Origin of the sequence: Pseudomonas hefeiensis, assembly GCF_030687835.1 — a bacterium.
GTDB lineage: Bacteria > Pseudomonadota > Gammaproteobacteria > Pseudomonadales > Pseudomonadaceae > Aquipseudomonas > Aquipseudomonas hefeiensis.
The window spans coordinates 201,433-213,717 of sequence record NZ_CP117449.1 but is presented as its reverse complement, the minus strand read 5'-3'; the positions used below and the strand labels follow the sequence as shown (position 1 = coordinate 213,717).

The following is a 12,285-nucleotide window of genomic DNA, read 5'->3' as shown; positions in this document are numbered from 1 at the left end:
AAACACCGGCAAATCAGCAGCATGGACGCCCGCATTGCATATGAGTATCATGGCGCCCGCGTCGCACCAGTAGCTCAGCTGGATAGAGTACTGCCCTCCGAAGGCAGGGGTCGTGGGTTCGAATCCCGCCTGGTGCACCATATAAAACAAGGGCTTAGGTGAAAACCTAGGCCCTTTTGTTTTTCATGTGTCCAAAATGTGTCCATTCTGTGCCCATCTAAGCTGGCACTCGGAATGTATCGACACCCTTTTGACCACCGCCCTTACCTACTGGGCGTTGGTGGACACTAATGGCTTTTCTGAGCTGTAACGCGCAAGGCGTTACTCCAGCCTTCTCCAGATAACTCAGTTACCCGTTTCAGTAAGTCGCCCAACTCGCACCCCAGACACTCACAGAGCAGATCCATGGGGTCCGTCGAGGTGTTGTAGCCCGGCGTGTTGGCTATGCGAGACAGCGCCTCAACGCCGCTAACGTACCGGTTATGGACATACGCTCCAAGGTTGCGATCTGCGCTACGGTCTGCTCAATGTGGTATCCGAAGTCCCGCCAGCACGCTCCGCCCTGCAGCACGTCTGCGCATCCGGATTGATCGCAGCAAACTGATTCCAAAACCACAGTTTGGTCCAATGCAAGTTACTACCGCTCGGCAATATCCTCTTATCTCCCGGCGGCCGAGGAACAAGCAAGGGCGCAGCCTACGACCTCTTTGTGACTCCCACGCTGAAACATGCTCGGCTCGAATATGCGCAAGCCTATAGATGCGAGGATCTATCATGAAAGCGATGATACTGAAATCATTTGGCGGCCCGGAGTCGTTCGAACTTAGCGACGTGCCCAGGCCCGTGCCGGGTGCGGGACAGGTCCTGGTGCGGGTACACGCAACCTCCATCAACCCGTTGGATTATCAGGTTCGACGTGGCGATTACGTCGAATACGTGCCACTGCCGGCCATTACCGGGCACGACGTATCGGGCGTTGTCGAAGAAGTCGGGCCGGGTGTGACGAGCTTCGCTCCGGGAGACGAAGTCTGGTACACCCCGCAAATTTTCGACGGCCCAGGCAGTTATGCCGAGTACCACGTTGCGGCCGAAGGCATCATCGGGCATAAGCCGCAATCACTGAGCCACCTTGAGGCAGCCAGTTTGACCCTGGTGGGCGGGACGGTGTGGGAAGCACTGACCGTGCGAGCGGCGCTCAGAGTGGGGGAAAGCATTCTGATACACGGCGGCGCGGGAGGCGTAGGGCATGTCGCGATCCAGGTGGCAAAAGCCATTGGAGCGCGGGTCTTCACGACCGTGCGCGAAGCAAACTTTGAGTTCGCACGCAACATGGGGGCCGATGTACTCATCGACTACGAAAAAGAGGATTACGTCGACGCCATCCTTCGGGAAACCGGCGGCCACGGCGTGGATGTGGTGTTCGACACCATCGGCGGCAACACACTGACGCGTAGCCCCGACGTGCTCGCCCAACTCGGCCGCCTAGTCTCGATTGTGGACATTGCCCAGCCGCAAAACCTGGTTCAGGCCTGGGGCAAGAACGCCAGTTATCACTTCGTTTTTACCCGACAAAACCGCGGCAAACTGGATGAGCTGAGCGCATTGGTAGAACGCGGCCAACTGCGCCCGCACGTTGGCGCGGTCTATTCGCTGGCCGACCTTGCGCTCGCCCATGCCCGGTTGGAGAGCCCCAACAACGGCCTTCAAGGGAAAATTGCGATTGCAGTCGAACCATCGCTCCTCTCGTAACAGTACTTAACCGTTTAAGTCATTTTTGGAGGACGCCATGATCTATGAAATCGCTCTGCTCCCCGTTCACAAAGAACGCATTGAAAGTTTCAAACGTGCATTTGCCGACGTCGAACCGTTGCTCAAACGCGCAATGGGTTACGGCGGCCACATGCTCGCGCAAGGCATCGAAACGCCCCAGGTACTCAACCTCATCGTGCGCAGGCGCTCGCTCGAGGACCACACGGGCTTCGAAGCGAGTGAGGACCATCAGGTGTTCATGGCAGGTTTAGAGGAATACTTCTCGGAAGAGCCGACGGTCTATCACATCGAGGGGGCGGCATTTGCCATGGGGAATGCTGCTTTCTAAGACTTTCACAGTGGCTTGCTATGTCACTCACAGATACTGAGGTGGAGAAATGGCCAAGGCCGCGGATGTCGTCGTGCAATGCCTGGAGAACGAAGGTGTCGAGTATGTGTTCGGTATTCCCGGTGAAGAAAACCTGGACCTGCTGGAGTCATTGCGCCGCTCCAGTATCAAGCTGGTATTGACTCGCCATGAGCAGTCCGCGGGTTTCATGGCGGCCACCTATGGCCGGCTGACCGGCAAGACCGGCGTAAGCCTGGCTACCTTGGGACCGGGGGCAACTAATCTGGTAACCGCGGGTGCGTACGCGTATCTGGGCGGCATGCCGATGCTGATGATCACGGGCCAGAAACCGATCAAGAAGTCCAAACAGGGCCGATTCCAGATTCTCGATGTGGTCGGCATGATGCAACCGCTGACCAAGTACACCCATCAGTTGGCGTCCGCCGACAACATTCCATCACGGGTGCGTGAAGCCTTTCGCCTGGCTGAAGAAGAAAAGCCCGGCGCTGTGCATCTGGAGTTACCTGAAGACATCGCTGCCGAACAGACCGAGAGTATGCCGGTCCCTCCAAGCCTGCACCGTCGTCCCTTGGCAGAGCACAAGGCAATCGACGCGGCCGTGCAGAAAATTCAAGCCGCACGCAGCCCGATCCTGGTGATTGGAGCCGGTGCCAATCGCAAGATGACCGCCAAGGTTCTCAAGCAACTGATCGACAATACCGGTATCCCGTTTGTCACCACGCAAATGGGCAAAGGCGTGGTAGATGAGCGTCATCCGCGCTTTCTCGGCAATGCCGCGCTGTCCGCTGGCGACTTCGTTCATCGCGCCGTCGAGGCCGCCGATCTGATCGTCAACATAGGCCACGATGTCATCGAAAAGCCGCCGTTTTTTATGGTCCGTGGCGGTACCGAAGTGATCCACATCAACTTCCGCTCGGCCGAAGTTGACCCTGTGTACTTCCCGCAAATCGAAGTGGTCGGTGACATCGCCAACGCCGTGTGGCAGATCGGCGAAGCGCTGCAAATTCAGGAACATTGGGACTTCAGCCGGCTGATGGCGATTCGGGAAGCCAACGAAGAGCACATCATCGAGGGCGCTTGCGACAACCGCTTCCCGATCTACCCGCAGCGCTTCGTCGCTGACGTGCGTCGTGCCTTGCCGTCCGAAGGCGTCGTCGCGCTGGACAATGGCATCTACAAAATCTGGTTCGCGCGCAACTACAAGGCCCACAAACCCAACACTGTGTTATTGGACAACGCTCTGGCGAGCATGGGCGCGGGCCTGCCGTCGGCGATGGCTGCGCATCTGGTCTGCCCGGATCGGCCGGTGGTCGCGGTGTGTGGTGACGGTGGCTTCATGATGAATAGCCAAGAATTGGAGACAGCGGTACGCCTGAAGATGAATCTGACGGTCATCATCTTGCGCGACGACGGCTACGGCATGATCCGCTGGAAGCAGGCGAACATGGGCTTCACCGATTTTGGCCTGGACTATGGCAACCCGGACTTCGTCATATATGCGCAAAGCTACGGTGCCAAGGGCCATCGAGTGGAAAGCGCCGACGGCTTCCTGACACTGCTGCAGCATTGCATCAGTGAGCCGGGCGTGCACGTGATCGATTGCCCGGTGGACTACTCGGAAAATGACTTCATTCTCAACAGTGAGCTCAAGAGAAGAAGCGCTCTGGTCTGATCTCTCGAGACTCGTTTGTCTTTATGGCGACATTGCGGTGCCGCCAGTCTTTCTGTACTGAAATCGGAGTTCATCATGCAACTCAAAGACACCCAGCTATTCCGCCAGCAAGCCTTCATCAATGGCACGTGGGTTGATGCGGACAATGGTCAGACGATCAAGGTCAACAATCCGGCAACGGGCGACATTCTGGGTACCGTGCCGAAAATGGGCGCTGCCGAAACCCGCCGCGCCATCGAAGCTGCTGACAACGCGCTGCCGGCCTGGCGCGCACTGACCGCCAAAGAACGTGCAAACACGCTGCGTCGCTGGTTCGAACTGATCATCGAAAACCAGGACGACCTCGCTCGCCTGATGACCCTGGAACAAGGCAAACCATTGTCCGAAGCCAAGGGCGAAATCGTCCACGCCGCTTCCTTCATCGAATGGTTCGCCGAAGAAGCCAAGCGCATCTACGGTGATGTGATTCCCGGCCACCAGCCAGACAAGCGCCTGATCGTGATCAAGCAGCCGATCGGTGTGACCGCTGCAATCACCCCGTGGAACTTTCCGGCCGCGATGATCACCCGTAAAGCCGGCCCGGCGCTGGCCGCCGGTTGCACCATGGTGCTGAAGCCGGCCTCACAAACGCCATTCTCGGCTTTTGCTCTGGCTGAACTGGCCCAGCGTGCGGGCATTCCTGCTGGCGTGTTCAGCGTGGTCTCCGGCAGCGCCGGTGACATTGGTGGCGAGCTGACCAGCAACCCGATCGTGCGTAAATTGTCTTTCACTGGCTCGACCGAAGTCGGTTGCCAGTTGATGGCTGAGTGCGCAAAGGACATCAAGAAAGTGTCCCTGGAACTGGGCGGCAACGCACCGTTCATCGTGTTCGACGATGCGGATCTGGATAAGGCCGTTGAAGGCGCGATCATTTCCAAATACCGCAACAATGGCCAGACCTGCGTCTGCGCCAACCGCCTGTATATTCAGGATTCGGTCTACGACGCGTTTGCCGAGAAGCTGAAAGTGGCGGTGTCCCAACTCAAGATCGGCAACGGTCTGGAGGACGGCACCACCACTGGTCCGCTGATCGACGAAAAAGCCGTGGCCAAGGTTAAAGAACATATCGCCGACGCTGTTTCCAAAGGCGCCACCGTGCTTTCCGGCGGCAAGTCTATCGAAGGCAACTTCTTTGAGCCGACCATCCTGATCGACGTACCAAACAACGCCGCCGTGGCGAAGGAAGAAACGTTCGGCCCGCTGGCACCGCTGTTCCGCTTCAAAGACGAAGCCGACGTAATCGCGATGTCCAACGACACCGAATTTGGCCTGGCCTCGTACTTCTATGCCCGCGACCTGGGACGTGTATTCCGTGTAGTTGAAGCCCTGGAATACGGTATGGTCGGCGTCAATACCGGTCTTATTTCCAATGAGGTCGCGCCGTTCGGCGGTATCAAGGCCTCGGGCTTGGGCCGTGAAGGCTCCAAGTACGGTATCGAGGATTACTTGGAGATCAAATACGTGTGTCTGAGCGTATGAGGCTCTCAAATGCAGTAAAACTTTTCTCACTGCTTGTGAGGAGAGTCCACATACCTGGTTCAATCCAGTGGACTATAACCCTGCATCGCACAACCGCCGCCAAGCCTGAGGTGTAACCCCGATCTGGCGGCGGAAGGTACGGATGAAATGGGATTGGTCACAGAATCCGTGGCTGTGGGCGATGTCGGTCAGCGAGGAGTCGGTCGTGAGCATGATCTGTCGAGCAGATTCGATGCGCCGACGTGCGACGTAAAGCAGCGGCGTTACACCAAAGGTATTTTTGAAAGCATGCGAGAAGTAGCTGACACTCAGGCTTAGAACAGCAGCCATCTGATTTGTGCGTATTGATGAGTCGAGGTTAGCGTCGATGTAGTCAACCACCCGTTTAGTTTGCCAACTGGATAGGCAGCCATGGCGGCTTTTTAACTGGCTATCGCTCTTTTGCATCATGACCAGGGCACGGGTCAGGCATAGGCAGGCTGAGTCACGATCGATGCTCAGGTGCGCTTGAGCCTCGCTAAGCAATTGCATGACGCCATCATACGTTTCGTCGGAAATACAGCGCTGATTCAGGCGGTCTACTGCGGTTGCCGGGGTAACGGCATGCAAGGTGGCACGCATGGCTGTGCTCCACTGTGGATCTTTTGGGTCCTGGCACCATGCTATGCCGTGCACTGATCGCGCATAAGACAACAATGGGGGGCGCACGCCCCCCTCAAAAGTGGGGTATCACACAGTGATGATGCCGCGCTGAATGCCGAGGATGACCGCGTGGGTGCGATTGTTGGCACCCAACTTGTCCATGATGCTTCTTAAATGCCCCTTGATGGTGTCCTCCGCGATCATGAGTTCCGTCGCGATTTGCTTGTTGGGTTTACCCATAGCGACACATTGCAGGACCTGGATTTCACGAGCGGTCAGGGAGTCGTGGCTTAAGTGATCAGCCAGTTCAACAGCTATCTCTGCCGGGATATGGCGCTTGCCGGCAGCAATGGAGCGGATGGCATCCAGCAGTTCCTTGCGCAGACTACTTTTCAATAAGTAGCCGAGAGCTCCCGCCTTGATTGCATGCAATGCCCGTACATCACCCCGATAGGTGGTCAGGATGGCAATGCGGGCGCGAGGAAACTCGGCGCGAATGGCATGAATCGCCTCAATGCCATCCATCTCGGGCATTTGTAGATCCATCAGGGTGACGTCCGGGCGCAGCGCGCGAAATAGCTGAAGCGCTTCGCAGCCATTGGTCGCCTCGCCGACCAGCACTATGTCTGATTGGGCTTCAAGGACGGCAGCTATACCCTCGCGCAGCAGAGGGTGGTCATCGACGACCAGCACGCGTATCTGTTCATTCTCCGGGTGCACGCTTAGGGCCTCAATTGAGTCAATACACGTAGCCACTTGAGACGTCGCGGGATACGTCGGTAGGCCGTTAATGCGGGTACAGTCAGTTGAATCTCAGTGCCACTGTGGGCTCCTCTTTGAATAGACAGCCGGCCGCCTATTTTTTGGGCCCGCTCCAGCATGCCATGTAAGCCCCAGTGATCGGGGCGGATATTGGGCGGCAGATACTGTGGGTCGATGCCGCTACCATTATCGCCAACGCTTAGCTGAAATGCGTGCCTGGTGTAGACGATCCAGATTTCCACGTTCTGCGCATTGGCATGTCGAAAGGCGTTCATGATCGCTTCACAGCCTATCCGGTAGCTTTCTTCTCCGACTATAGGGTGCAGTGGCAGTGGCGTGCCGTGGCTGTTCAGGGTAAAGCGCGTACTGCCTTCTAGCTGCAGCTCACTCGTGACAGCGGCAAATGCATCGATCAGATTCAGAGCAGGCTCGTTCAGATCACGCAGATTACTCACCCGCTCTCGTGCCTCCACCAAAACCTGATCTGCGCGATCTAGCGCTCTCTCCATTTTGGATCGTGCTGGATGAGTACTGGGGATTTGCTCAGTGGCCGCCTGGAAACTCAACATAAGACCCTGCACACCCTGGAGTAGGGTGTCATGCAGCTCACGGGCGATTCGCTCGCGCTCGGCATGTCGCTCCTCAAGACGGTCACGCAGATGCTGGGCTGAACGGCGAATATTGAACCGATGCAGCATCCACAAAATAATCGCCACTGCTAGACCGCTCAACACTATAAATAGTGGGGTGCGGTAGAAAACGGGTCGAATACTGAAGCTGAGCACGGCCTCCTCGGTGCTCAGTATTCCATCCTGATTGGAGGCTAATACGCGGAACCGATAATCCCCGGGGCCGAGCCCCGTATAGATGGCACTACGTTTTGAACCCGCCTGCTGCCAGTCCGTGTCGACCCCCTCTAACAGATAGCGAAAGTGCAAACCTTGCATGCCTGAGAGACTAAGCGCTGCATAAGAGATTTCGATTCTCTTTGGCTCTGCGCCCAGTTGTGACAGCTCACTTGGTCGGGGCTCCTTACCATCGACATTGAGCGATTGGATGACTACCTTGGGCGCCGCTTTACTCTGCACATAGCGAGTCGGATCAATCCAAGTCACGCCCTTACTGGTGCTGAACCATAGACGTCCATCCGTACTACGCACTGCAGTGGGCAATGGGAGTACTTGGTGCGGGTCATTGGCCAGGCCACCGATCACCTCATAGCTGCGGTAACGTATCTGGTATTGCGGGTCAGCGATGGCGCGCTTTACCTCACGAGCGGTCAACTGATAAACCCCGGCTTTGCCATGGAGCCAGAGATCATAGCTCCCATCACCTTCTGGTTCTCTGGGAGGTACGGCTAGAATCGCGTAGATATTGTCGAACAGCCCATTGTCCGGTAGGTGAAGGCTGTGGAAGCGCTCACCATCGAAGAAGGCCACTCCACGCTGGCCACCAACCCAGGTGAGGCGGCCCTGATGCAGCATCGCCGTGACATGACCAACCTTTAAGCCTTCGTCTGCCCCCCAGTGTCGTTGGACCTGGTCGTCGTGGGTCACAATCAGATTATTGCGATAGCCGAACCAGAGTCTGCCAAGAGGATCGGTGGTAGCGGTGACAGGCATTAACTGGCTTGGATCAGCATTAGGCGGCGCAACCATTGACCAACGCCCGCTTCGAAGAACGAACAGACCCTTGCGGTTGATCGAAACCCACAGGTTGCCTGCCTGATCGAGAGTCATCGCGCGGACGGCTGAGTCAAGCCCATCCTGGGTTGGCAATGACGCGACTCGTTCGATTTCGTCGCCTTGCGCACGCCAGATACCCTTGCTGCCAGCCATCCAGATATCACCGTTAACATCATTGAAGGCATTACTAATCGGTGCCGGTATATCCACAGAGGCTAACCCTGTGCTGCTCAGACGCATTGCCGGTAGGTTGCTGGTACCCGCCCAGACACTGCCTGCCGTACCGGCAACCAATGCCAAATTCTGGGCGTTGTGTGGAAATGCGGACGAGACCATAGCGCTTGGCCGAAAACGGTCTAGCCCGGCACTAGTCCCCACCCAAATATTGCCGTCAACATCTTCGAGTAATGGGAGAACGATATCTGCACTCAAGCCATCCTTGGCCATGAACTCTTCTTGGTGACTGCGTACGTCAGTTATCGATAGAGCACTGAGGCTGGCAGAGGCGTGTACATAGCGAACGCCCTTACCGCTGGTTCCCACCCATAGCGCCCCAGTGCTGTCGAATAACAAACCATTGGCACCATCGATTACGGTCACTTGGGTAGCCGCATCGCCTTCGTTTGGCACGATTCGGCGCAGCGAACCGCCATATCGTTCTGCCATCCAGATGGCCCCATCTGGAGCCTGAGCCATATGACTCACCCAACCCACCGCAATGCCTGCATCGATAAACGCTTTGGCACCTGACGGCAGGTAGAAAAGGCGATCTTCATTTGCTGCCCATAGCGTGCCATCGCGGTCGACGAGTACAGCGCGGGCATTTCGCCCCGGAAAGTTCCACTCGGTACCGATACGTTGCCACGCGTTACCGTCAAAACGCGCCAAACCATCGTTGGCGGCGATCCAGACTGCGCCACTGCGATCCTTGGCGATGCTATAGATCACCCCGCCAGGCAACCCTGCACTGACTGGGTAATGGGTTATGCCTGTGTCGGTGATCAGGCTAATGCCTCCTGCACGCAGACCCGCCCACAAGCCTTCATCCTCCGCCTTGAGTACGGAAATGATGCCCAGCGGATTGCCGTCTGGCGGTGTGTATCGCGCGAAGTCCAGGCCATCAAAGCGATAGAGCGAATCGTTGGTTCCAAGCCAGAGATAACCGTCTCGGGTCTGAGCCAAGGCCCCGACCTGATTGGGGCCTTCATCAGCGACGGTCCAGCGGTGGTGCTCCAGCTTGTCCAGTAAGTAGTCGGCGGCCGTTACGGCCGGACTAAAACATAGCAGGCTAACCAACAGCATACAGATTGCCAGCGCCGTGCATGTGCGCCAGCGATTTCCTGGGGTTGGCTTCTGCTGTTTGGCTGGGGAAAAGCCCGATACGCTAATCACCGCGCGAACCTGAAATTAATCAAAAGCGACCCAGTTGAGTTTGCGCCCATTCAATTGTGTAGTCAGCTATTTGCTCCCAACCGGGTTCGGCGATGAGCCAGTGGCTGTGCCCGGCAAAGCACTTGAACGAGGTACTGGCCGCCGAGCGATTGTATTGCCGATAGTTCGACGTCACCAGGCATGGCCGTATGCTGTGATCGTTCTCGGCGGCGATCAACAGCAGCGGTGCTCTGTAGTCATTGGCAAAGTCGACATGTGTGCCAATACCGAAAGCCGCTTCAAAGAAAATCCGCCCCGGTGCTGGCACGATATGGCTTGCATGTAACAGCGAAAGATCCTGGATCGCCAAAACCCGAGTAAGTTGGGCAAATTCTCGTAGCGGAAAATACATGACTCGCTTCCAACTGCCCCAAGCCATGCGCATGGGGATCGCCTTGTAGAGGATGCTCAAGCGAGGCACTAACCCACGAGGGGGCATCGCTGTAATCGATACCCCGGCACAGCCAAGACCACGGTCCAAAAGTATCTGTACGAGCAGGCCACCCAGCGAGTGGCCAATCAGCAAAGGGGGCTGAGGCATGCGCCGAATCAGCGCTGCATAGTGCTCAATTATTTGTGTGATCCCAAGCCTTGGGAAGTCGGTATGTGGCGCCTCGCGCAGCCTCTCTGGCGGCCCCTCCGATAAGGGCCAGGGTGGTGCAATGCAGGTGTAGCCACATGCCCGATAGCGGCTGGAGAAATGATCCCAGGCGGCGGCAGACAGCCATTCGCCATGTATGAACAGTACGGTTATATTCATCCCTGATCCCATGAGCTTAGGTTGATCACAAGCGCTCTGGGTGCCAAAGCATTGAATACCGAGGTCTCCGTGCGCTGGCATGTTGTGGTTCATGCGCTCAAGTGTGCGGCTTAGTGGGTGCCAGGTAGTGGTGAATGCGTATGGCGACCCCAGCAGCCTGGAACTGGCGAGCCGCAGCCTCGGTGCGTTGTTCGGCGCGGGTCACCCGACCGTGGTGGCGCATATGTTCGAGCCAGGACTCATCAAAGAAGAATTCCAGCCAACGTTGCGGATGCTCACTGTCCTGGACCAGTCCCCAGGAAAAGGCACCATTGCGCATTCGCATGCTGCGTACATCCTTCATGGCAACGAGAAACTGTTCTGCCTGCGGCGGATCGATCTGGTACTCAAGGGTGACCATTAGGTCCGCGCTCCTGGTCCCTGTTCGTCGCTCAGAATGGGGGCAGGCCAGTGCAGGGACGGTGCCAGGTCTTCGGCTTCGGTCACCGGCAGGTGGAAGCGCAGGGTCAGTACGATGCCCACTAGCAGGACCCCGCCAGCGATCAGCAGGGTTAGGCTGATCGACAGGTGACTGGCGACGAAGCCCCACAGCGCGCCGCCGGCCGCCATGCTGCCGAAGAACACCAGGATGTATACCGACAGCGCCCGCGCCCGCACCCAGTTGGGTACGGAGGTCTGCGCCGCCATTTGCAGGCTCGACAGCACGGCGATCCAAGCCGCGCCACTGATCATCATCACCGGTATCAGCCAGTACAAGTTGCGCACCCCGGCCAGCGCGGCAAGCACCAGGGCGTAGAGCAGGCTGGAGCCGGCCACCAGGTGATCGGGTTTCACCGCATCACGGATGCGCGGCAGTAAAGTAGCGCCGAGCACTGCACCGATGCCGACGCTGCCGAGCAGCAGGCCGAAATCGCTGGCGCTGCCGTTCAGCTCACCGCGCACGATCAGCGGCAGCAGCGACATGCCAGCACTGGCGCCGACGAAGAATGCCGCCGACCGCACCAGCACCGCTTGCAACGGCTGGGAGCTGCGGCTGTAGCGCCAGCCTGCGCGCATGGCCCCGAGCAGCCGTTCCGCCGGGAACAGCGCAGGCGTCTGCTCGCGTTTCCAGGTGTACAGCACCGCCATCACCGCGAAGAACGACACGGCGTTCAGCGCGAAGGTGGCCCAGGGGCCGCTCATGCTGACCAACACCCCAGCAATCGCCGGCCCGATGGCGCGGGCGACGTTGATGCCGAGGCTGGACAGGGCGATGGCCGAGCCGAGGTCGCGCTTGTCGACCAGTTCGGGCGTCAACGCTGACCATGCGGGCATCATCAATGCAGTCCCCACGCCCATGCCCAGGGTCAGAAGGAGCAGCAGCGAGACGGTCATCATGCCGCTTAGCGTGAGCAGAGCCAGGAACATCGCCACCGCGGCCATCCACACTTGCACCATAAGCAGGTACCGACGCTTGTCGACGATGTCGGCCATGGCACCCGCTGGAAGAGCAAGAAAGAACATCGGCGCGGAGCCTGCAACCTGCACCAAGGCAACGTGCATGGGGCTGGCTGACAGCGTCGTCATCAACCAGCCGGCCCCTACCTCGTGCATCCAGGTGCCGATGTTGGAGGCGATACTGGCCAGCCATAGCCAGCGGAAAGTGCTATGGCGCAGTGCGCTCCAGGGGGAGCGCTTTTCAATAGTCGTGTCCATG

8 protein-coding genes, 1 tRNA gene and 1 pseudogene are annotated in these 12,285 nt (G+C 57.9%); 5 read left to right on the top strand and 5 right to left on the bottom strand.

What is annotated here, in order from left to right:
- Positions 1-63 precede the first annotated feature (63 nt).
- The 5 genes from PSH57_RS00995 to gabD all read left to right on the top strand — a co-directional run bounded on the left by PSH57_RS00995 (position 64) and on the right by gabD (position 5,309).
- Positions 64-140, top strand: a tRNA-Arg gene (locus PSH57_RS00995).
- 634 nt (positions 141-774) lie between these two features.
- Positions 775-1,749 carry a zinc-dependent alcohol dehydrogenase family protein gene (locus PSH57_RS00990; protein WP_305387299.1) on the top strand — a complete coding sequence of 325 codons (975 nt, stop codon included), beginning with the start codon at positions 775-777 and terminating at the stop codon, positions 1,747-1,749.
- A gap of 37 nt (positions 1,750-1,786) precedes the next feature.
- Complete coding sequence (locus tag PSH57_RS00985) at positions 1,787-2,098, top strand: antibiotic biosynthesis monooxygenase family protein (protein WP_305387298.1); 312 nt, start codon at positions 1,787-1,789, stop codon at positions 2,096-2,098.
- Positions 2,099-2,147: 49 nt separating this feature from the next.
- Positions 2,148-3,791: an acetolactate synthase large subunit gene (locus PSH57_RS00980; RefSeq protein ID WP_305387296.1), complete on the top strand. Its 1,644-nt coding sequence runs from the start codon at positions 2,148-2,150 to the stop codon at positions 3,789-3,791.
- A gap of 75 nt (positions 3,792-3,866) precedes the next feature.
- Positions 3,867-5,309: an NADP-dependent succinate-semialdehyde dehydrogenase gene (gene gabD, locus PSH57_RS00975; protein ID WP_305387294.1), complete on the top strand. Its 1,443-nt coding sequence runs from the start codon at positions 3,867-3,869 to the stop codon at positions 5,307-5,309.
- A 72-nt stretch (positions 5,310-5,381) separates the two neighbouring features.
- On the opposite strand, the gene PSH57_RS00970 is transcribed toward gabD, so the two are convergent.
- From PSH57_RS00970 to PSH57_RS00950, 5 genes and pseudogenes are all read right to left on the bottom strand, one after another.
- A complete protein-coding gene (locus tag PSH57_RS00970; RefSeq protein WP_305387292.1) occupies positions 5,382-5,930 on the bottom strand; it encodes a helix-turn-helix transcriptional regulator in 549 nt (182 codons plus the stop codon).
- A gap of 108 nt (positions 5,931-6,038) precedes the next feature.
- On the bottom strand, positions 6,039-6,644 hold the full coding sequence (locus tag PSH57_RS00965) for a response regulator (RefSeq protein WP_305387290.1): 606 nt from the start codon (positions 6,642-6,644) through the stop codon (positions 6,039-6,041).
- Positions 6,645-6,673: 29 nt separating this feature from the next.
- The gene (locus PSH57_RS00960) at positions 6,674-9,790 is read right to left on the bottom strand and encodes a sensor histidine kinase (RefSeq protein WP_305387289.1); all 3,117 of its coding nucleotides are present in this window, start codon (positions 9,788-9,790) and stop codon (positions 6,674-6,676) included.
- A 19-nt stretch (positions 9,791-9,809) separates the two neighbouring features.
- A complete protein-coding gene (locus PSH57_RS00955; RefSeq protein ID WP_305387287.1) occupies positions 9,810-10,670 on the bottom strand; it encodes an alpha/beta hydrolase in 861 nt (286 codons plus the stop codon).
- A 16-nt stretch (positions 10,671-10,686) separates the two neighbouring features.
- A pseudogene (locus PSH57_RS00950) lies at positions 10,687-12,284 on the bottom strand (MFS transporter).
- Position 12,285: the final 1 nt, after the last annotated feature.